This window comes from Burkholderia sp. PU8-34 (assembly GCF_053427725.1).
The window spans coordinates 146,640-168,422 of sequence record NZ_JBSAXC010000008.1 but is presented as its reverse complement, the minus strand read 5'-3'; the positions used below and the strand labels follow the sequence as shown (position 1 = coordinate 168,422).

Sequence of the window (21,783 nt, the reverse complement as noted above, 5' to 3'; positions counted from 1 at the left end):
AACCGCTCTCGTTTATGGCACCATTCGCAGCCGCTCAGCCTGGGATTCACCGAACTACCTGCATTAGAATACGTCGCGGGCGATGGCCCCCAATTTTCCCAATTGCTCCGCACTGAAGGCGAAAGCTAACTGAAAGCTTGCAGCAAGGCTCATTGCTGCGTTTTTCAGATTCGCGACACCGCGCGACAATAGCCGCACGACACGGGCGAGGAGCCGGGGGGCATCACCGATCCGAATGCAACGACACACATCTTGATGAATCCAAATTCGAAGCACCCGGCATCGCCGCTGGCGATCGGCCGTAGCATTTACCGTAACCGCGGACTGATTCTCCAGATGACCCAACGTGAGGTCGTCGGGCGCTATCGCGGATCGGCAATGGGTCTTGCGTGGTCGTTCTTCAATCCGGTATTGATGCTGGTCGTCTATACGTTCTTCTTCTCGGTCATATTCAAGTCGCGCTGGGGCACCATGAACGACGACAAGGCGAGCTTCGCAATCGTCCTCTTCGTCGGCCTGATCCTGCACAGCCTGCTTGCGGAGTGCATCAACCGCGCGCCGACGCTGATCCTTGCGAATGTCAACTATGTCAAGAAGGTCATCTTCCCGCTTGAAATATTGCCAGTGGTAGCGCTCGCCTCGGCACTGTTCCATAGTGCGATCAGCCTGCTTGTCCTGATCATCGCCGAATGCATCCTTCTCCACACCCTGCCCTGGACCGCCATCCTGTTCCCCGTCGTGCTGCTGCCGCTGATCGTCGGCTCGCTGGGTCTTGCATGGTTTCTATCGGCTTTCGGCGTCTACGTTCGGGATATTTCGCAGATTACCGGCGTCATCACGTCGGTGCTGATGTTCCTGTCGCCGGTCTTCTATCCCGTATCGAACCTGCCACCGCAGTACCGATCCTGGATCGAACTCAATCCGCTTACGTTCATCATCGAAGAGGGGCGCAACACACTGATCTTCGGACACACCCCGGACTGGACAAACTGGCTGATCTGCATGATCGCGTCCCTCCTTCTCGCGTGGTTCGGATTCTGGTGGTTCCAGCGAACCCGAAAGGGTTTCGCGGACGTACTCTAATGCACGCCACCGCCTTCACTTGCTGCCCTTCATCAGCCGCAGCTGCCGCGCGCGCCGGCACAGCGCTGACCGAACGGATCATCACGCGATAAAGCCATCACCGGAGATATTTTTCACATGTCGACGCAGCCCCAAATCGTCCCAACGATACTATGCGGCGGCGCAGGCTCCCGCCTGTGGCCCGTATCCCGCGAATCTCACCCGAAGCCGTTCATCCGTCTCGAAGACGGAGAAAGCCTTCTGCAAAAGGCGTTCAAGCGCGGTGCCCAGCTGCCCGGCGTCACCGAAATACTGACCGTCACGAACCGCGAGCTTTATTTCAAGACGAGCGACGAATTTCGCCCGGTCAATACCGGACAGCTGCCGACGTCATTCGTACTCGAACCGTTCGGGCGCAATACGGCCGTCGCAGTAGCCGCCGCCGCGCTGCACGTTGCCGCCACGCTGGATGAGAACGCCGTCCTGCTGGTGCTGCCCGCCGACCACCTCGTCACGAACGAAGCCGCCTTCGGGGCCGCCGTCCAGGAGGCAGCCGCCCTGGCGCTCAAGGGCGCGCTGGTCACCTTCGGCATCACGCCGACGTTTGCGGAAACCGCATACGGATATATCGAAGCGGACGGCACGGCGGTCAAGCGATTCGTCGAAAAGCCCACGGCAGAAGTCGCGAAACAATACGTCGAATCAGGGTCGTTCCTGTGGAATTCCGGCATGTTCTGCTTTACGGCGGCATGCCTGCTGGCAGAAATGACGAAGCATTGCCCCGATGTCCTCGAGTCAACGCGCGCGTGCATCGATCAGTCTCGCAAATCGTCAGGCGCCGGTGTTTCGCTGGTCGAACTGAACGGCGACATGCTGAACCGTGCACCCGACATCTCGATCGACTACGCGTTGATGGAACGCTCCGACAACGTTTCGGTGGTGCGCTGCGATATCGGCTGGAGCGACATCGGCTCATGGAACGCACTCGGCGATCTATCCAAGCCGGACAATCGGGGAAATCGCGTGGAAGGCGAAGCGCTGCTTCACGATGTCAGCAACTGCTACATCCGCAGCGACAGCCGGCTGGTCGGCGCAGTCGGTGTCAAGGACCTGCTGGTCATCGATACGCCGGACGCGCTGCTCATTGCCGACCGCAACCGGGCACAGGATGTCCGGCACGTCTATGCCACGCTCAAGTCGCAAGGCCACGAAGCCTTTCGGGTTCATCGAACCGTCAGCCGGCCGTGGGGCAACTACACCGTTCTCGAAGAAAGTACGCGCTTCAAGATCAAGCGCATCGAGGTCAAGCCGGGCGCAAGTCTCAGCCTGCAATTGCATCATCATCGCAGCGAGCACTGGATCGTCGTTAGCGGCATGGCCTTCGTTGTCAATGACGACATGGAGTTCTTCCTTCGCACGAACGAATCGACTTATATCCCGGCCGGGCACAAGCACCGCCTGACCAACCCGGGGGTCGTCGACCTCGTCATGATCGAAGTCCAGAGCGGCGACTATCTTGGCGAGGACGACATCGTCCGCTTCGACGACAACTACGGTCGAAGCTAGGCCCCTCGCCTTCGCGCAACGCCGGTTGCGGTCGCTGCCATTCCGGATGCGCGGCGACAGCAACCGCCTTGATCAACACATCCCCCACATCATGACCAATGCAAGCTTTCGCGGCCGCATGAAAAGCAGGATCAAGGCCCGCCTGCTCGCGTCGTCGACGTACTATTTTCTAGCCGCGCTCAAGTACTACATAGCCAACAACTTCATTGCGCGACTGCCGATCGAAAGAGTCCGCAACGTCTATTACCGGAGAGTGCTGGGCGTCGCGATCGGCCAGAAGACGCACGTCAGCATGCGCCAGTTTTTCACCGGGTATCACACCCGATGCAACGTGCGCATAGGCAACAACTGCGTGCTCAATCGCGAGATCTACCTGGATGGCCGCACCGGCATCGAGATCGGCAACAATGTGAATGTCTCGTTCCAATGCTGCCTACTGAGCCTGCATCACGATCACAATCATCCGGGATTCGCGTCGGTTGGCGGTGTCGTGACCATCCACGATCATGCATGGCTGGGCGCACGCGCCATCATCCTGCCAGGCGTGACGATCGGCAAAGGCGCCGTCGTCGCGGCCGGCGCGGTCGTCACGAAGGACGTCCCTGAATTCACCGTGGTCGGCGGTGTGCCGGCAAAAGTCATCGGCCAGCGCAACCCCGACATTGCATACCTGACAGACTTTTCACCCTTCTTCGACACCGACGTGTTTGACGAATCCCGTGGCTAACATGCAGAAAAAGAATATTCTCGTTTTTACGCTGTCACCGCCGCTTCCTGCCAGCGCCGGCGGCCCGATCTACGTGATGAATACGCTCGCACCGCTGGTCGACGAGTATGACTTCCATCTGTTCACCATCGGTGGAGAAGAAGAGAAGAAGAAGATCGAAGCGAATCGTTCGCTGTATGAACGTCATTTCAAGTCGGTCCATGTGGAGCCGCGGGCTACCATGCCCGCCGACAAGGGTACGCTGGGGCGCGTGCTGCATTCGCTCGTCCACTGCTTCCAGGGCCTTCCGTTCATGGATGCGAGCTATTTCAGCCCTGCCGCGATTCGAAGCGCCCGCCGGATCATCAAGGAAAAGAAGATCGACCTGCTCGAGGTGCATAGCAGCCACCTCGCGTTCTTTCGCAAGTTCTTCCCCGCGTTGCCGGCAGTCATGGTCAGCCACAACATCGAGTCCGATCTCTTTCCGTTCTGGATTCCCGGGCATCTGACAGGCTGGCAAAAAGCAGCGGTCATGCGCATTGCGGAGATTAGCCGCCGCAATGCCCAGCGTGTCGAGATCGACAACGTCTGGCGTTTCGACGCAATGACCTTCATTTCGCGCGAAGACATGGATCGCGTGAAGGCGCCCGTGGAAAAGCACTATTTGCCGCTGTGCTTTCCGGTCAAGGACGTCGACTACCAGAAGAAACCGGCCAACGAACTCAATTTGCTCTGGATGGGCGGCTTCTGGTGGTATCCGAATGCGGAAGGTGTTGCATGGTTCATTCGCGACATTCTCCCGCTCGTGCGGGACAAGCTCGAAATGCATAACATCAAGCTGCATTTCACCGGGGGCAATCCTCCGGAAGACCTGAAGGCACTCCACGACGGTCGACATATCTTTGTTCACGGTTTCGTTCCGTCGCTCGTTCCGATCCTGGCTGACGCACACCTGCTGTTCGTCCCCCTGCTTTCCGGCGGCGGCGTGCGGGTCAAGATCCTCGAAGCGATGAGCAATGGCATTCCGGTTCTCAGCACGGCCAAGGGCTGCGAGGGACTGGGAGCGGTCAATCGTCGAGATATCGTCATTTGCGATAGCGCGACCGAATTTGCCGATGCAATCATCGAACTGGCCCAGAATCACGAGATGCTTGCGGCACTGTCCGCGAATGCCCGCCAGCTCCTCAAGGAAAAGTATGATCTCGACGCATGCGTGCGCACCAAGCGCGATCTCTACAACAGGCTGATGCAATCGCGGTAATCGAACGAATGCTGACAGTACGCGACCACCGAAGCGAGCACGAGGCAAGTACGCATCCGCCCCTTGAGTCTCAAGTGCGACGGTTGCATTTCCGCCCGCACTGAACACCCGAAAGCTAACTCGCTCCCTTCTTATGCAAATTCGCAACCCTGAACCTACGACCGAAATGGATCAGCTGCTCGTCGCCGTCGAGCATCTTTCCAAGTGCTTCCGCATTTACGACAAGCCGGCGGACCGGTTGCGGCATTCGCTCGCGACGCGCATCAAGATTCCGGGGCGGCGGCCCCGGCAATACGGCCGTGATTTCTGGGCCCTGCACGACGTCTCGTTTCCCGTCAGACGCGGCGAAACGATCGGAATCATCGGCAGAAACGGTTCCGGCAAATCGACGTTACTGCAGATCATTGCGGGCACGCTCACGCCGAGCGACGGCTCGGTCACGGTCAACGGCCGCATTTCAGCGCTGCTGGAACTCGGCGCCGGCTTCAATCCGGAATTCAGTGGCCGCGAGAATGTGATGCTGTCGGCACGGATCATGGGCATCTCGTCGGACGAAATTCGCGCCCGCTTTGCCGAGATCGAGGCGTTCGCCGACATCGGCGAGTTTATCGACCAGCCCGTCAAGACCTACTCGTCGGGCATGTATGTTCGGCTCGCATTCGCGGTGGCGATTCACGTCTCTCCCGACATCCTGGTGGTCGATGAGGCACTTGCCGTCGGCGATACCGCGTTTCAGACCAAATGCCTGACGCGGATACGAAAGATGCAAAAGGAAGGCGTCACGATCCTGCTGGTGACGCACTCCACGAACACGCTCGTCGAATACTGCGACCGCGCCATTTACCTGAAGCGTGGCCGGTTGGTGAAGGATGGACCGTGCCGTGACGTGGTCAAGCTCTATGCGAACGACCTGGTTGACGATGAAGGCGGGAGCGCGATCGATATCGAAGTGCCGAACGACCGTACGGATGCCGAATCGGCCGATGGCCCGGCAGCGAGCGAAGCCAAGACGGTCATCTCCGACAGGACCTCGATCCTCGACGTGAAGATCGTGGATGTGGGCGGCAAGGAGCGTACGACTTTCTCGTTCGCCGAGGAATTCCGCGTAACCGTGTCGATCCGCGTGTCCCAGCCGAACCCGAAGCCTTGCTTCGGACTTCAGATCAAGAGCATTGACGACATCGTGCTGTGGAGCGCAACCACCCAGCACATGAACATCGCCTTGCAGCCGCTCTCCGCCGGGACGTATCAGTTTACCTGGACGATGCGGGCAAACTTCTCGGGCAACCGCTACGTGCTGGCGGTCGGCGTGGGTGATATCGCCACCGGCGAATACAAGCGGCACGCGCGGCTGCCCTACGGCGGCCACATTGACGTGCTGCCAGAAGACAACAGCGGCTCCGGGTGGCTCGCACCGAGTCCGGAATTTGCGTTCGAATGATGATCGAGGAATCCACAATGCAGCCACGTCGCATCAAGGTCGTAGCTGTCGGCTATTACGGTGCGCCCAATGTCGGTGATGAACTGTTGCTGGGTCTTCTCGCGCGCGCGGTCCGGGAACGCGGCGGAGAGCTCGCCGCATTGAGCATCAACCCCGACTATACGCGGCTCGCCCATGGCATAGAGGCAATCGACTATTTCAATCTCGGTGCCGTCGGCCGGGCATTGTCCGATGCCGATCTGCTCGTATTTGGCGGCGGCGGCATCTTTCAGGATCATCATCCGTTTCACGTCGAGGCGCTTTACGACCCGACCCAGAACGATATCGCAGCCTATGCGCGCATTTTCTACATGGCCCGGCAGTTTGGTGTTCGCACGGTCATCTGGGCGCACGGGGTCGGACCGCTGACCAATCCGGCAGCGAAGGACGTCACATGCGACGTCTTCACGCACGTCGACCACGTTTCGGTCCGCGATTCGGATTCGAAGGCGTTGCTGCGTGAAATCGGCGTGCACCGGGAGATACCCGTCGGCGCCGATCCGGGCTGGGCATTTGTCGCCCCCCCGCACCCGGCAATCGATATCTCCGGCAAGCTGGCTCCGCTAGGAGCGAAAAAAAAGCTGGCGGTCATCGTCCGGTCGTGGGAATTCAATCGAAACTGGGAAACAAAGCTTGTTGCCGCGCTGAATGAAGCGCTCGACGAAAGCTGGTCGATCGTGTGGCTCGGATTCCAATGGGATGCCGGCGACCAAGGCCGCTTTACGGACCGCACGTTCCTGGAGCATCTCCAGCAAGCGGTGGAGCCCCGTATCGAAAGCGTCATCATCGACCAGGTCACGCCGGACGAGGTCTTCGCGATCCTCGGTGAGTGCAACGCCGCGTTCTCGATGCGACTGCACGGAAGCATTCTGGCGCTTGGACAGTCGCTCCCGATTGCGGCGCTCGAATATGATGCCAAGATGGCGCATGCGCACGAGATGGCAGGACTTCCGACGTCGCTGCGCCTCCAGCTGGACGACGATGCGGCTCAATTCGCTGCCACGCTGCGCCGGTTGACAGACCCGGACGGTGCACCGTGGACGATCGCACCGGAGACGCTCGCTTCGCTGAACGCTTCGGTCGGCGTACATTCGACCGTCCTGGACGAGGCCTTCGCGGCCGCCCGCTCCGCGCCAGGCGAAACGCCGCGCCACTGGCGCGGCCAGAAGCTGGACTGGATGAGCACGTGGCTTGAGCAACTCATCTGGCAAAAGGACGGCGCAGCGCGCCTGAGCGGGAAGGCGCTCGACTTGCTGCATTTCCGCGACGCACAACTTGCCCAGAAGGAAGCACGGATCATCGAGCTCGAAACCGAGCATGCGAAGGCGCTGGACTTGCTGCATTTCCGCGACGCACAGCTTGCGCAGAAGGAGGCGCAGGTCACCGAGCTCGAAGGCGTGCTTGGACACGCGAACCAGACACTGGCCGAAGCGCAGGAGCATGCCGCGCGAATGATGGCGCTCGAGAGTGCTGCCATCAGAGCCGCGGAGGAGCAAGCTGGTAAAATTTCCAGCCTCGAGACTGCGATCCGGCAACTTGAGCAGAGTCGCTCCGAGTTCGAAGCGGCCATGCATCAGGCCACGAATGATCGCGATCGCATCGAACAGATGTGGCTGGAACTGCTCGCGAGACATCCACGCCTGTTTGCCCTGTTCAAGGTTCGTCTTCGAGGAGAATCGAGCGAGGCTGCAACCACAACCCAATCTACGTCGGGACCCGTTATGCTTTTCCGCCGGTATATGTCTGCCCCCCTCACCTACATGGGCCGTGCCGCCTATATTCTGCGCAACGGCGGCGTGCGCGCGCTAATGTCTGCTGCGCGACGCCATTACCGCAATCAGCAGGCACAGCAACAGATCCAGCAGGCCATCGTTGAGGTTGCGACGGGCACCTCGACGATCGAAGACCGGCGTATCTGGTTCCGCGCGGCGGCCAAGCTGCAGCAAGCCGAAATTGTCGTGATCGCGGCTCACCCGTATGACTGGGCAGGTGCGGGCCACCGCTACGCCCAGCTGACCACGACAGCGCTCGGTGCCGGTCATCGCGTGGTCTATCTGGTCGCGGCGGCGGATACGCGCACGTCGACCGAGCCACCGGCCCCCCTCAAGTCCGGCATTCCGGGCTTGATTCACGAGCACATCGACACGGCGAAGATCGAGGACATTTTCAGCCAGGTGTCGGAAAGCGCGATATTGATCTTGGGCGTGCCCGACGAGCGCGCGATGCCCTTCTTCAAGTTCGCACGCAATCGCGGGCTCGAGACGATACTCGACATCTCGCAAGATTGGAGCCACGATGGCCAGGCGCAACGCGTCCTCGAGACCCTCGCCCTTGAGACTGACCGGTGCACCGTCGGCATGCCGGCGCTCGCCGCGACCCTGCCGCAGCCAGCCCGGGAGAAGGTCGAGCAGTTGCCTGGTGCAGCCGTTCACACGATCTTCGACGCCTACAAGCAATACAATCGCCCCGGCGACCTCCCGTCCAAACGCCAGAGCCTTGCACTGTTCTACTCGGTCGACGGCCTGAACGCCGTCGACTACCAGTGGCTCAAGGAAACCGCCGAGCACAACAGCAACGTCACGTTCTGCGTGATCTCCGAAGGGCAGTTGACGCCGGGCCTGCCGGATAACGTCGTCATGCTCGGAATGCGGCACGCGACCGAAGTGCCTGCCTATATCGCCCACGTCGATTTCATGTTCTTCCCGTTGACCGCGCGCGCGCTGAGCCACGCGGACTCCACGGCGGGCATCTATGCGGCGCTCCATCAGCGCAAGCCGGTCGTATGTTCGATGGACCTCGGCGTGACGGCGTCCGCGCTCCTGCACGTGTGCACGGACGTTCAAGCGTTCTCGGAGCAATGTGCCGCGCTTGCTGCAGCAGAATCCGCTGTGCAGATCGATGACGCCTTCATCGCGGGCAACAGCTGGCTCAGCAGGGTGGAACAACTGTGCCCGCCGCCTCCCCGGCACGACGTCAGCGTGATCATCCTGATTCACAACAACGCAGGCATCATCGCTCGCTGCTTGCAGACGTTGCTTCAGCATTGCTCGCAGTATGTGTCGGAGATCATCGTCGTCGACAACGCAAGCTCCGATGGAGGCGCAGAACTCGTCGAACGGGAATTCCCCAATGTAAAGCTGGTTCGCAACCCGGAGAACGGCTGCTCGTCAGGACGCAATCTCGGCGTTCAGCACAGCACGGGCAAGTACGTCGCGTTCTTCGACAGCGATCAATGGTTCGTGGGATCGTCGGGTTTCGACGAAGCCCTGCACGTGCTGGAGAACGACGCGAGCGTCGGCGTCATCGGGTGGAACGCAGGTTGGTTCGACGCCACTCGCACCGATCTCGGCGGCATGATTGCCGACTATTGCCCGAATCGGGCGATGAACGCGGCGGCAATTCGTGACGGTTATCGCGCCGACATCGGCTTCCTGGGCACGAGCGGTCTTTTCATGCGTCGGCGCACGTTTGATTCCACGCAAGGATTCGATACGTTCTACGACCCGACCTGCTTTGAAGATACGGATCTGTGCTTCCAGGTCAAGGCATTGGGCATGAAGGTGACTTACCGCGATTTGTCGGGTATCCGCCATCAACCCCACCAGACGACCGGTGCCAACAGCGGTAGCGAAGCGTATCGCAAGCTTTTCCTTCGGAACGCGAACTATTTCAAGGAGAAGTGGCGCGACTACCCGCATTTCTATCTGGACTATATGGATTGATTCACAGCGACAGCATGTCTAGAACCATATTGTGCGTCGTGGGCACGCGACCGGAGGCCATCAAGATGGCTCCGGTCATCCTCCGGTTGCAAGCGGAACCTGCGTTCAAGGTACGCGTGCTCGCGACTGCTCAACACCGCGATCTGCTCGACCAGATTCTCACCTGCTTCGATATCAAACCGGATATCGATCTCGACATCATGCTCCCGAATCAGTCGCTTGCGAGCCTGACGTCCCGTCTGCTCGACAAGATCGACGCGGTGCTCGCAGATACGCGCCCCGATCTGGTGCTCGCACAGGGTGATACGACGACCGTCATGACCACGGCACTGGCGAGCTTCTACCGGCATATACCGTTTGGGCATATCGAGGCCGGCTTGCGCACGCGCGACCTCCGCAATCCTTTTCCCGAAGAGATGAACCGCATCGTCGCGGGGCGGCTCGCGACCATGCATTTCGCGCCGACCGCGAGTTCGCGCGACAATCTCTTGCTTGAGCATATCGCTGAAGATCGTATCTGGGTAACCGGAAACACCGTCATCGACGCACTTCATGCCGTCGTCCGGACGCATCCGTCTTGCGGCATGGAACTTGACGATACGAAGCGGCTGATTCTGGTCACTGCGCACCGGCGGGAGAATTTTGGCGCCCCGCTCGAACGCATCTGTCGCGCCATTCGCCAGATTGTCGATGCGAATGACGACATCGAGGTGCTGTTCCCCGTGCATCCCAATCCGCACGTCCAGCGTACGACACGTGAACTTCTGTCGAACCATCCACGCATCCGGCTCTGCCCGCCTCTTGACTATGTGCCGTTCGTCGCCGCGATGCAGCGGTCGTACCTCATCCTCAGCGACTCGGGCGGTGTTCAGGAGGAAGCGCCAGCTCTGGGCAAACCCGTCCTGGTCTTGCGTGAAGAAACCGAGCGCCCGGAAGCCGTCGATGCCGGTGTCGTCAAGCTCGTCGGCACCCAGACCGCGTCGATCGTCAATGCGGTCCAGCTGATGCTCGACGACGCTCACGAATACGGCAAGGTTGCGCGTGGCGTCTCACCCTACGGCGACGGAAAAGCGGCACAGCGCATTTTCGACGTAATCCGGGAACAACTCGCGTGATCGAACAACTCGTTTACCTGTCGCCTGTGCCATGGAGCAGCTTCGCGCAGCGCCCTCACAAGTTCGTCGAGTGGTTTCATCTGGAGACCAACGGCCGCGTGCTCTGGATCGACCCCTATCCGACACGCCTGCCCGTGCTTCGAGACTTTCGCCGTCCGTCCGGTGAAAGCAAGTCTGACGCGCATACCCCGGCGCCCCCATGGCTCGACGTCGTTCGCATTCACAGCGTGCCGCTGGAGCCGTTGCCCTTCGGCACCGTCATCAATCGATTCGGCTGGCGCGACGTGATGCGGCGCGTCGCGCAACTCTGTGCGGAGCGCCGCACGCTTCTCGCGATCGGAAAGCCGTCCGCGCTCGCGCTCGACTTGCTGCGGACGGCACATCCCGCCCGGACGCTATACGACAGAATGGACGACTTCCCGTCGTTCTACAAAGGGATATCGCGTTCGGCGATGGAACGCACGGAACTGGCCATCGCGCGCAAAGTCCATTCCGTTTTCGTATCGTCTTCCGGCTTGCGCGCCAGCTGGAGCGGTACACGCCCCGACGCCGTATTGGTTCAGAACGGACTCGATCCAGCCGCGCTTCCGCCGTCACACAAAACGACGGCGGATCACGACGGGCCACATGTGCTGGGCTATCTCGGCACGATGGGGGCGTGGTTCGATTGGCGGTGGCTCGTAGCACTCGCGCAAGGCCGCCCCGCAGACACCATCCGGCTGATCGGGCCACTGTTCCACCCTCCGCAAATGCCCCTGCCTGCGAATGTCCAGGTACTTCCACCGCTGAAGCACGCCGCGGCGCTCGTTGCAATGTCGGAATTCGATGTCGGCCTGATTCCGTTCGTTCGTAACCAGCTTACGGACGGTGTCGATCCCATCAAGTTTTACGAGTACAGAGCGCTTGGATTGCCAGTCATCTCGACCGCCTTCGGTGAAATGGCGATGCGGGGCAGTGAACCCGGCACGTTCCTGTCGAATGGCAGTGAAGACCTGCCTGCGACCGTTGCCAAGGCACTTGAATATCGGATGACGAGCGACGAGGTATCGCGGTTCCGCAGCGCGAACAGCTGGGCCGCGCGCTTTGCGGCAACAGGCATTCTCAGCTAGTGCGCCGCTATCGGCAGACCCGCGCGCGGGAATGCGACATCAACAAAACGAGGGATCCGGTAACCGGATCCCGATATGCGTTGCGGTCCGAACCGCAGCGATGTGCATCGATGCGCGCGCCGCCGCCACTCGGAACCGGTCACGCTTGCGAACACCGCGGTTGTGCCGCAACGACGTACGCCGGTGCCCGATTCAGTCGGCCATGCAGAGCCGCAGCGCGTCTTCCCAATCCGGCAGATGAAGGCCGAATGTCTCAGTGAGCTTGCGATGGGACATGCGCGAATTTGCGGGGCGTTTGGCAGGCAGCGGATACTCGCTCGTCGAAATCGGCACCACCTTGGGAGCGAGGTCGCCCATGGCGATGTCGAGAATCGCGTTGGCAAAGCCGTACCAGGACGTCTCACCCGCCGCACTCAGGTGATATTCGCCCGAACGCGCCTGCCACCACGCCTGACTGCGAGCCGCAAGTCCCTGGGAGACGATATGGGCGGTCGCGGCCGCGATCGTTTTCGACCACGTCGGCGCACCGATCTGGTCGGCGACCACGCGCAATTCAGGCCGCGCCGCGCCCAGCTTGAGCATCGTCAGCAGAAAATTCCCGCCACGCTTTCCGTATACCCAGCTGGTCCGCAAGGTCAGGTACGCGCACCCCGACTTTGCGATCGCATGCTCACCCTCGAGCTTGGTGCGCCCGTACACATTCTGCGGATTGGTCGCGTCGGTCTCGACATACGCGCCCGCTTTCGTGCCGTCGAACACGTAATCGGTCGAATAGTGAATCAGCACCGCGCTGCAGCGTGCCGCCTCTTCTGCCAAGACCCGTGGTGCGTCGACGTTCAGACGCGTCGCCGCATCGACGTCGGTCTCGGCTTTGTCCACGGACGTATAAGCCGCCGGATTCACAATGATATCCGGCTGTAGCTCTCGTACGACGGTACGGATACGGTCGAGATCAGACAGGTCGAGCATTGCTCGATCGCACGCCACCACGCGACCCAGCCCCTGCAGCGTGCGCAGCAGCTCGAAACCGACCTGCCCGTTCACGCCGGTCACGAGGATCGTCGGTTCAGCACTCACATTCACCTCACGCATAGACTTCGGCTTCACGCAAGCGCTTGCCGGCCGCATCCTTCGCCGCGAGCAGCGGCTCGAAATCGATCGGCCACTCGATGCCGATTTCCGGATCGTTCCACAAGATGCTGCGTTCGAATTCCGGGAACCAGTAATCGGTCGTCTTGTAGAGGAATTGCGCGGCTTCGGACAGCACGACGAATCCGTGCGCGAAGCCGGGCGGAACCCATAATTGCCGGTGATTTTCGTCCGACAGAACAACGCCGACCCACTTGCCGAAATTCGGCGATTGCTTGCGGATGTCGACGGCGACGTCGAACACTTCGCCTTCGACGACACGGACGAGCTTGCCCTGCGCGTGCTCGATCTGATAGTGCAGCCCGCGCAGCACGCCCTTCGATGACCGAGAGTGATTGTCCTGCACGAATTCGATGCCCGGTTCGACCAGCTCCGCGAATTCGCGTGCATTGAAACTCTCGTAGAAGAACCCGCGCGCGTCGCCGAACACCTGTGGCTCGACGATCTTGACTTCGGGCAACGCCGTTGCCGTTACTTTGACGACCATGCCACTCGATCCATGAGAAGGTTCTTGAGGTACTGCCCGTACGCGTTCTTCGCAAGCGGCTGCGCAAGCTTCAGCACTTGTTCCGCGTCAATCCAGCGCCGTCGATAGGCGATTTCTTCCGGACACGCGACCATCAGCCCCTGCCGCTTCTGCAGCGTCGCGATGAAGCTCGCCGCTTCGATCAGCGAATCGTGCGTGCCGGTATCGAGCCATGCATAACCGCGCCCCATGATCTCGACATTGAGTGCGCCGTCGGCCAGGTACCGCGAGTTGACGTCGGTGATTTCCAGCTCGCCGCGCGGCGACGGCTTGATGTCGGCCGCGATGTCGCACACGCGGTTGTCGTAGAAATAGAGGCCCGTGACCGCGTAGTTCGAACGCGGCTTCGCGGGCTTCTCCTCGATCGACAGTGCGCGGAACGACTGGTCGAACTCGACGACGCCATAGCGCTCGGGGTCGTGCACGTGGTACGCAAACACCGTCGCGCCGGCTTCCTGCGCATGCGCACGCTCGAGCTGCTTCGCGAGGTCGTGCCCGTAGAAGATGTTGTCGCCGAGGATCAGCGCCGACGGATCGTTGCCGACAAATTCCCTGCCGATGATGAACGCCTGCGCGAGCCCGTCGGGCGACGGCTGCACCGCATACTGGATGTTCATCCCCCACTGGCTGCCGTCGCCGAGCATCGATTCGAAGCGCGGCGTGTCCTGCGGCGTCGAGATGATCAGCACGTCGCGGATGCCCGCCACCATCAGCGTCGACAGCGGGTAGTAGATCATCGGCTTGTCGTACACGGGCAGCAGCTGCTTCGATACGACGTGCGTGATCGGGTAGAGGCGCGTGCCGGAACCGCCTGCCAGAATGATGCCTTTGCGTGCCATCGCTCGAGTCCTCAAGTGCGTTCCGCGTAGTTCGTCTCGACCCACTTTCTGTATTCGCCCGACGCCACCTCATCGACCCACTGCTGGTTGTCGAGATACCAGTTGACCGTCTTCGCGAGCCCCGTCTCGAAGGTTTCCGCGGGCTTCCAGCCGAGTTCGCGCTCCAGCTTGCGCGCGTCGATCGCATAGCGGCGATCGTGGCCCGGACGATCCTTCACATAAGTGATCTGATCGCGGTACGAGCCTTCCGCCTTGGGTCGCGCCTTGTCGAGGAGATCGCACAACGTGTGCACGACGTCGAGATTCTTCTTCTCGTTCCAGCCGCCGACGTTGTACGTCTCGCCCGGCACGCCGCGCGCGAGCACTTCGCGGATCGCGCTGCAGTGATCGCCGACGTACAGCCAGTCGCGCACGTTCTGGCCGTCGCCGTAAACCGGCAGCGGCTTGCCGGCGAGCGCATTCGCGATCATCAGCGGAATCAGCTTCTCGGGGAACTGGTACGGCCCGTAGTTGTTCGAACAGTTCGTGGTGAGCGTGGGTAGGCCGTACGTATGGTGATAGGCACGTACCAGGTGGTCAGAGCCGGCCTTCGTCGCCGAATACGGGCTGTTCGGCGCGTATGGCGTGGTTTCGGAGAACTGCGGATCGGTGGCGGACAGCGAGCCGAACACTTCATCGGTCGACACGTGCAGGAAGCGGAACGCGGCCTTGTCGGCGTCGTTCAGGCCGCTCCAGTAGCTGCGCGCCGCCTCGAGCAGCGTGAAGGTGCCGACGACGTTGGTCTGCACGAAATCGGCCGGGCCGTGGATCGAACGGTCGACGTGGCTTTCGGCCGCAAAGTGCAGCACTGCGCGCGGCTTGTGCTCGGCGAACAGTGCATCGAGTGCCGCGCGATCGCAGATGTCGACGCGCGCGAACACATGCTTGGGATTCCCTTCCAGCGTCTGCAGTGTGCGGAGGTTGCCTGCGTAGGTCAGCTTGTCGACGTTGAGTACCGCCTCGTCGGATTGACCCAGCCAGTCGAGCACAAAATTGGCCCCGATAAAACCTGCACCGCCGGTCACCAGAATCATGAAGCTCCCTCTAGTAAAGTGCGGCAAGCACCGGCCGGCGCTTGCCGCATCGAATATCCACGTGGCAATGTCGGACCACATCAGGCCCGGAATTCTAACCGGTCGCCATGACTGCCAAAGTCGTGAAATGTTAATTTTGGGGGAAATGCCAATTATAGGGAGCTGCCATGCGCAAAAGCCATGCCGCTAACAACTTGAAACTGCGCCGCGCACCCGCCCGACCGGGAAAAATATGCATCAAATCAACGCATTAAGCAGAATTGCCCGTTGCACCCTTCCAAGTTTGCCGATCGCCCCGCTCCACCAGGATTTGTAACAACCCGACCCTCATGACACATCCCCCCATTGCCATTGGCGACATCCAAGGCTGTCATTCCGCTTTCCAGTCCCTTACCGACAAGCTTGCCATGCCGGCCGACACGCCGCTCTGGGTCGCCGGCGACATCGTCAACCGCGGCCCTGCATCGCTCGCCGCGCTGCGCGCGCTCGTCGAACTCGGCCCGCGCGCGTCCGTCGTGCTCGGCAACCACGATCTCCATCTGCTCTCCGTCTCGGCCGGCATCCGCACCGAGCGCCCCGGCGACACGATCGGCGAAATCCTCGACGCGCCGGACGCCGAAGCGTTGCTCGACTGGGTGCGGCACCGTCCGTTCGCGCACTTCGAGCACGGGATGCTGCTCGTCCATGCCGGCGTGCTGCCGCAATGGGACGTGACGCTCGCGCTGGAGCTCGCGGACGAGCTGCAGCGCGCGCTGCGCGCGCCCGACTGGCGCGAAACCCTTTCGCACCTGTACGGCAACGAGCCGAACCAGTGGCATCCGAACCTGAAGAAGCGCGACCGGATGCGGGTCGCGTTCAACGCGTTCACGCGCATCCGCTTCTGCACGCCGGACGGCGCGATGGAATTCCGCACGAACGGCGGCCCCGACAACGCGCCGCGCGGCTACCTGCCGTGGTTCGACGTACCGGGCCGCCGCAGCGCGGACGTGACGGTCGTGTTCGGGCACTGGGCCGCGCTCGGCCTGATGCTGCGCGACAACGTTGTCGCGCTCGATTCGGGATGCGTGTGGGGGAACCAGCTATCGGCCGTGCGACTGACGGCCGACCCGGCCCAGCGCACGGTCACGCAGGTGCAGTGCGAAGCTTGCCGCACGCCGGGGGAGTAAGAGAGCAAGCGCGAGAACTCGACGGCTGCATGGCCGGCACTCGTGCATGCAAGCCGCACTGCCGGCGCGCGCTCATGCGGCCCGCCGGCCCGCGCGCGCCCTAGCCTTCGCGACCGGGCACCGGGTGGTCGGCCGCGCCGTCTGCCGGCGTGCCGACTTCCGTCGCCGGATAGGCATCCTTCGCCAGCTGCGCGAGCGCAGCGGCCGACGGCCGGCCGACGTTCGCCTGCATCGTCGCGAGCGCCGCCGCAATCGCATCGCGTGCGGCCGCCGAAGTCACGCGCCGGTCGCCGCCCGGCTCGATCGGATCGCACACGTACAGGTGCGCGACGAACGGCCCGCCGCTCAGCACCATCTCGAGCGACTTGCCGAGCGACAGTTCGCCGATGTACGCGGGCGCGACCGACTGCCGGCCCTGCGCGTCCTCGTACATCAGGCAAACGGGCTGCACCGCGCAGCCGGCGGACACCGCGGCCTGGAACAGGTTCGCGTGGAACGGCAGCAACTCCTGGCCGTCGGACGTCGTCCCTTCCGGAAACACGCACATCAGCCCGCCGTTGCGCAGGCGGTCGGCCATCTCGTGCATGATCCGCATCGCCTCGGTGCGCTTCTCGCGCTGCAGGAACACGGTATCGAGCTTCTCGGCGAGCCAGCCGACGATCGGCCACTGGCGCACTTCCGCCTTCGACACGAACGGCGTCGGCCGCCACGCGTTGATCGTGTAGATGTCGAGCCACGACACGTGGTTGCCGACGACGAGCGCGCTCGCGTCGAGCCGCGCGCCGCCGTTGTGCACGACGAGCCGCATCCCGCAGATCCGCAGCAGCTTGACCGACCAGCGCCGCGTGATCTCGGCGCGGCGCTGCGGCGACACGCGCGGAAAGCGCAGCGCGACGATCGTCATGCCGCGCAGCAGGTGAAAGACGAGACGCAGCTTGCGAAGGGCTGTCATGGCGCGGGTCCGGCGTCGTCAGTTGCGCTCGAACGCGACCTGCCCGGCGACGAGCGTCGCCCGCACCGAGGCCGGCAGTTCGTAGCCGAGGAACGGCGAGTTGTGGCCCTGGCTCTTCAGCGCGCGCGGCTCGACGCGCCAGTGCGCGCGCGGGTCGAACACGCACAGGTCGGCCGTGCCGCCTTCGGTCACGCGGCCTGCCGGCAGCTTCAGCACGTCGGCGGGCGCCGATGTGATGCGCTTCATCGCCTGCGCGAGCGGCGTACCCGTCTCGTCGGCCCACTTCACCGTCAGCGACAGCAGCAGCTCGAGGCCGGTCGCACCAGGCGTCGCCTCGGCGAACGGCAGCAGCTTCTCGTCGTCGTCGACGGGCGTATGGTCGGAGCAGATCGCGTCGATCGTGCCGTCGACGAGCGCCGCGCGGATCGCATCGCGGTCGCGTTCGCTGCGCAGCGGCGGATCGAGGCGGAACTGCGAATCGAAATAGCCGATGTCGACGTCGATCAGGTGCAGATGGTTCGCGCTGACGTCGCAGGTCACGGGCAGGCCCTCGGCCTTCGCCTCGCGCACGAGCGCAAGGCCGGCCGCCGACGACAGCCGCGCGAGGTGCACGCGTGCGCCCGTCACGCGCATCAGTTCGAAGATCGTGTGCAGCGCGATCGTCTCGGCCGCGACCGGCACGCCGGACAGCCCGAGCCGCGACGCGAGCGCGCCGCTTGCCGCGACGCCGCCCTTGCCGATGAACGCGTCGAGCGGACGCAGCCACGTCGTGAAGCCGTACGTGCTCGCGTACTGCAGCGCGCGCAGCAGCACCTGCGTGTCGCGCACCGGCACGTTCGCGTGCGTGAAGCCGACGCAGCCCGATTCGGTCAGCGCCACCATCTCGGTGATCACTTCGCCCTTGAGGCCGACCGTCAGCGCGCCGAGCGGATAGACGTTCGCCTGGCGCAGGTTGCTCGCGCGGAACCTGAGCATCTCGACGAGACCGGGCTCGTCGAGCACGGGGTCGGTATCCGGCGGGCACACGAGGCTCGTCACGCCGCCGGCGACGGCCGCGGCCATCTCCGAGGCGAGCGTCGCCTTGTGCTCGTAGCCGGGCTCGCGCAGCCGCGCGCACAGGTCGACGAGGCCCGGCGCGACGATCATGCCCGCGGCGTCGATCGTCTTCGCGGCGTTGAATTCGGCCGGCGCCGTGCCGATCGCGGCGATCTTGCCTGCCGCGACGAAAACGTCGGCCTGGTGCTCGGTGCCGGCGACCGGGTCGATCAGCGTGCCGCCTTTGATATGAATCTTCATGCGCTGTCTATGAATGCGTTGATTGCGTTGAATGCGTGAACGGGGAGGCGCGGCGCGGGCTCAGTCGTTGTTGCCCGCGACGATGCCCATCACCGCCATCCGCACCGCGATGCCGAACGTGACCTGGTTGAGGATGACCGATTGCGGGCCGTCCGCGACCTGCGAATCGATCTCGACGCCGCGGTTCATCGGGCCCGGGTGCATCACGATCGCGTCCGGCGCGGCGAGCGCGAGGCGCTCGGGCGTCAGGCCCCAGGTCTTGAAGTACTCCTGCGCGGACGGCAGCAGCGCGCCGCTCATCCGCTCGTTCTGCAGGCGCAGCATGATGATCACGTCGACGCCCTTCAGGCCTTCGTCGAGGTTGTGGTACACCTTCACGCCCATCTGCTCGAGGCCGCCCGGCAGCAGCGTGCGCGGGCCGATCGCGCGCACTTCCGGCACGCCGAGCGTGGTCAGCGCGTGGATGTCCGAACGCGCGACACGCGAATGCAGGATGTCGCCGACGATCGCGACGCGCAGCTTCGTGAAGTCGCGCTTGTAGTGGCGGATCGTGTACATGTCGAGCAGGCCCTGCGTCGGGTGCGCATGGCGGCCGTCGCCGGCGTTGATCACGTGCACGTGCGGCGCACAGTGCTCGGCGATCAGGTACGGCGCGCCGCTCGACGCGTGGCGCACGACGAACAGGTCGGCATGCATCGCCGACAGGTTGTTGATCGTGTCGAGCAGCGATTCGCCCTTGCTCGTCGACGACGCGTTGATGTTCAGGTTCAGCACGTCCGCCGACAGGCGCGTCGCGGCGATCTCGAAGGTCGTGCGGGTGCGCGTCGAGTTCTCGAAGAACAGGTTGAAGACGGACTTGCCGCGCAGCAGCGGCACCTTCTTCACTTCGCGGTCCGTCACGCTGACGAACTGCTCGGCCGTATCGAGGATGTGCGTGACGATCGAGCGCGGCAGGCCCTCGATCGACAGCAGATGCTTCAGCTCGCCGTTTTTCGTGAGCTGCGGGTTGCCCTTCAGGAAACCGTAGCGGAATCGCTCGGGGCTCGCGGCCGCAGCGGGATTGCCGGTGCGGCCAGTCGTGTCGGTGGTCATGATGTGCGTGATTCCAGCGTATGCAAACGGGCCGCGGCACGAACCGCCAGCCCGGGATCCTGATTCGGCGCTCAGGCGCCGCGCGCCTCGACGCGCAGCGTGAACTGCGCCGCGTCGTCGCGCGCGAGCACGAGGGTCGCGTCGGCCGGCACGTCGAGCGCGCCGCCGGCAAACCGAGCGGCGACCGGCAGCTCGCGCCCGCCGCGGTCGGCCAGCACCGCCAGCTCGACCGCGGCCGGACGGCCGTAGTCGAAGAGTTCGTTGAGCGCCGCGCGGACGGTGCGCCCCGTGTACAGCACGTCGTCGACGAGCACGATGCGCGCGCCGTCGACGTCGAACGGCAGCGACGTCGGGCTTGCCTGGCTGTGCAGCCCCTTCTTCGCGTAGTCGTCGCGATGCAGCGCGACGTTCACGACGCCGAAGCCGGGCGCGCCGAGATCGCGCGCGAGCCGCTCGGCGAGCCATGCGCCGCCGCTGTGAATGCCCGCGAGCCGCGGGCCGCCCGCGTCGGCGAAGGTCGCGCCGTACGCGTCGCGGATCTGGTCGAGCAGGACGCGGTATAGCGCCTCGGCATCAATGGTGCTCATGGTCGGACAATTGATCGAGATACTGTTGAAGGATGACGCGCGCGGCTTCGGCATCGAGCCTGTCGGCAAGCGCGCGGCCGCGGACGTCGCGCGCGCGCAGTTCGGCCTCGGCTTCGACCGACGAATAGCGCTCGTCGACCCAGGTCACCGGCAGGCCGAAGCGGCCGTTCAGCTGGTTGCCGAAGCGCTTCGCCTGCTGCGTCATGTCGTGCGGCGTGCCGTCCGGATGCATCGGCAGGCCGACGACGAGCGCGTCGGGCCGCCATTCGGCCAGCAGTTCGCCGACCGCCTTGAAACGGTGTTCGCGGTTCAGATTGGGAATCACGACGAGCGCGCGGGCCGAACGCGTCAGCGCATTGCCGATCGCGACACCGATGCGCTTCTCGCCATAGTCGAACGCCAGGAGCGTCGCGTCGCGCGCGCTCGTGCCGCTCATGCGTGCCCTGCTTCGCCGGACAGCATCGACGAGCTGACGCCGAGCAGGCCGAGTGCCGCTTCGAAGCGCTCCTCGGCCGGGGTGTCGAACACGATCCGCGGATCGGCGGCGACGGTCAGCCAGCCGTTGCGGGAGATTTCTTCCTCGAGCTGCCCGGCGCCCCAGCCCGCGTGGCCGAGCGTCAGCAGGAAGCGCTTCGGGCCGTTGCCCGTCGCGACCGCCTCGAGCACGTCCTTCGACGTGGTCATCTCGAGCCCGCCCTCGACGGACATCGACGAGTTGTAGTTCGCGCCCTCCACCGGCTCGTGCAGCACGAAGCCGCGCTCGGTCTGCACCGGGCCGCCGAAATACACGGGGATGTGCAGCAGCGGCTCGATGTCGAGCTTCAGGTCGATGCGGTTGAACAGCGATTCGAGGTCGATGTCGGTCGGGCGGTTGATGACGAGGCCGAGCGCACCGCGCTCGCTGTGATCGCAAAGGTAGACCACCGTTCCCGAGAACGTCGGATCGGCCATGTTCGGCATGGCGATCAGGAACTGGTTGGTGAGGTTGATGCGATCGGAAGGCTTTGACATGGTTTGAATTTTAGCAAAGACGCCGCGACCTGATCGAGGCCGCGATCAACAAGCAACGCCGCATCGCGCTG

Annotated in this window: 19 protein-coding genes; 9 read left to right on the top strand and 10 right to left on the bottom strand. The window is 63.1% G+C overall.

Annotated elements, in window-relative coordinates:
• The first annotated feature begins 255 nt into the window (after window positions 1-255).
• From ACV22Z_RS20315 to ACV22Z_RS20280, 8 genes are all read left to right on the top strand, one after another.
• Entirely contained in the window at window positions 256-1,083 is an 828-nt protein-coding gene (locus ACV22Z_RS20315) for an ABC transporter permease (protein ID WP_448078250.1), read from the top strand.
• A 117-nt stretch (window positions 1,084-1,200) separates the two neighbouring features.
• A complete protein-coding gene (locus tag ACV22Z_RS20310; RefSeq protein WP_448078084.1) occupies window positions 1,201-2,628 on the top strand; it encodes a mannose-1-phosphate guanylyltransferase/mannose-6-phosphate isomerase in 1,428 nt (475 codons plus the stop codon).
• A 46-nt stretch (window positions 2,629-2,674) separates the two neighbouring features.
• Window positions 2,675-3,355, top strand: a complete 681-nt coding sequence (locus ACV22Z_RS20305) for an acyltransferase (protein ID WP_448078083.1) — start codon at window positions 2,675-2,677, stop codon at window positions 3,353-3,355.
• Window position 3,356: 1 nt separating this feature from the next.
• Complete coding sequence (locus ACV22Z_RS20300) at window positions 3,357-4,595, top strand: glycosyltransferase family 4 protein (RefSeq protein WP_448078082.1); 1,239 nt, start codon at window positions 3,357-3,359, stop codon at window positions 4,593-4,595.
• A gap of 166 nt (window positions 4,596-4,761) precedes the next feature.
• Window positions 4,762-6,036, top strand: a complete 1,275-nt coding sequence (locus ACV22Z_RS20295) for an ABC transporter ATP-binding protein (RefSeq protein WP_448078081.1) — start codon at window positions 4,762-4,764, stop codon at window positions 6,034-6,036.
• Window positions 6,033-9,797 (top strand): polysaccharide pyruvyl transferase family protein, encoded by a 3,765-nt coding sequence (locus ACV22Z_RS20290; RefSeq protein ID WP_448078080.1) that lies wholly within the window; start codon window positions 6,033-6,035, stop codon window positions 9,795-9,797. Before ACV22Z_RS20295 ends, ACV22Z_RS20290 begins: the two co-directional genes overlap by 4 nt.
• A 14-nt stretch (window positions 9,798-9,811) precedes the next feature.
• Window positions 9,812-10,912, top strand: coding sequence for a non-hydrolyzing UDP-N-acetylglucosamine 2-epimerase (gene wecB, locus ACV22Z_RS20285; RefSeq protein ID WP_448078079.1), 1,101 nt, complete (start codon window positions 9,812-9,814; stop codon window positions 10,910-10,912).
• Entirely contained in the window at window positions 10,909-12,021 is a 1,113-nt protein-coding gene (locus tag ACV22Z_RS20280; RefSeq protein WP_448078078.1) for a glycosyl transferase, read from the top strand. Before wecB ends, ACV22Z_RS20280 begins: the two co-directional genes overlap by 4 nt.
• A 192-nt stretch (window positions 12,022-12,213) precedes the next feature.
• Here the strand turns inward: ACV22Z_RS20280 and rfbD are convergent, their stop codons facing one another.
• The 4 genes from rfbD to rfbB are packed head-to-tail and all read right to left on the bottom strand — an operon-like array spanning window position 12,214 to window position 15,608.
• A complete protein-coding gene (rfbD, locus tag ACV22Z_RS20275) occupies window positions 12,214-13,113 on the bottom strand; it encodes a dTDP-4-dehydrorhamnose reductase (protein ID WP_448078077.1) in 900 nt (299 codons plus the stop codon).
• Window positions 13,106-13,657: a dTDP-4-dehydrorhamnose 3,5-epimerase gene (gene rfbC / locus ACV22Z_RS20270; protein ID WP_448078076.1), complete on the bottom strand. Its 552-nt coding sequence runs from the start codon at window positions 13,655-13,657 to the stop codon at window positions 13,106-13,108. The genes rfbD and rfbC overlap by 8 nt, the downstream gene beginning before the upstream one ends.
• Window positions 13,642-14,535, bottom strand: coding sequence for a glucose-1-phosphate thymidylyltransferase RfbA (gene rfbA / locus ACV22Z_RS20265; protein WP_448078075.1), 894 nt, complete (start codon window positions 14,533-14,535; stop codon window positions 13,642-13,644). The genes rfbC and rfbA overlap by 16 nt, the downstream gene beginning before the upstream one ends.
• Before the next feature lie 11 nt (window positions 14,536-14,546).
• A complete protein-coding gene (gene rfbB, locus ACV22Z_RS20260; RefSeq protein WP_448078074.1) occupies window positions 14,547-15,608 on the bottom strand; it encodes a dTDP-glucose 4,6-dehydratase in 1,062 nt (353 codons plus the stop codon).
• A 329-nt stretch (window positions 15,609-15,937) separates the two neighbouring features.
• Here rfbB and ACV22Z_RS20255 point away from each other — a divergent pair, with 329 nt between their 5' ends.
• A complete protein-coding gene (locus ACV22Z_RS20255; RefSeq protein WP_448078073.1) occupies window positions 15,938-16,774 on the top strand; it encodes a symmetrical bis(5'-nucleosyl)-tetraphosphatase in 837 nt (278 codons plus the stop codon).
• Window positions 16,775-16,874: 100 nt separating this feature from the next.
• Here ACV22Z_RS20255 and ACV22Z_RS20250 read toward each other — a convergent pair whose 3' ends face one another.
• From ACV22Z_RS20250 to ACV22Z_RS20225, 6 genes are all read right to left on the bottom strand, one after another.
• Complete coding sequence (locus tag ACV22Z_RS20250; protein ID WP_448078072.1) at window positions 16,875-17,726, bottom strand: lysophospholipid acyltransferase family protein; 852 nt, start codon at window positions 17,724-17,726, stop codon at window positions 16,875-16,877.
• Window positions 17,727-17,744: 18 nt separating this feature from the next.
• Window positions 17,745-19,022: a dihydroorotase gene (locus ACV22Z_RS20245; RefSeq protein ID WP_448078071.1), complete on the bottom strand. Its 1,278-nt coding sequence runs from the start codon at window positions 19,020-19,022 to the stop codon at window positions 17,745-17,747.
• Window positions 19,023-19,082: 60 nt separating this feature from the next.
• On the bottom strand, window positions 19,083-20,114 hold the full coding sequence (locus tag ACV22Z_RS20240; RefSeq protein ID WP_448078070.1) for an aspartate carbamoyltransferase catalytic subunit: 1,032 nt from the start codon (window positions 20,112-20,114) through the stop codon (window positions 19,083-19,085).
• 71 nt (window positions 20,115-20,185) lie between these two features.
• The gene (pyrR, locus tag ACV22Z_RS20235) at window positions 20,186-20,701 is read right to left on the bottom strand and encodes a bifunctional pyr operon transcriptional regulator/uracil phosphoribosyltransferase PyrR (RefSeq protein ID WP_448078069.1); all 516 of its coding nucleotides are present in this window, start codon (window positions 20,699-20,701) and stop codon (window positions 20,186-20,188) included.
• Window positions 20,688-21,137 carry a Holliday junction resolvase RuvX gene (gene ruvX / locus ACV22Z_RS20230; RefSeq protein WP_448078068.1) on the bottom strand — a complete coding sequence of 150 codons (450 nt, stop codon included), beginning with the start codon at window positions 21,135-21,137 and terminating at the stop codon, window positions 20,688-20,690. Before ruvX ends, pyrR begins: the two co-directional genes overlap by 14 nt.
• The gene (locus ACV22Z_RS20225; protein ID WP_060110281.1) at window positions 21,134-21,712 is read right to left on the bottom strand and encodes a YqgE/AlgH family protein; all 579 of its coding nucleotides are present in this window, start codon (window positions 21,710-21,712) and stop codon (window positions 21,134-21,136) included. The genes ruvX and ACV22Z_RS20225 overlap by 4 nt, the downstream gene beginning before the upstream one ends.
• Between the last annotated feature and the right edge of the window lie 71 nt (window positions 21,713-21,783).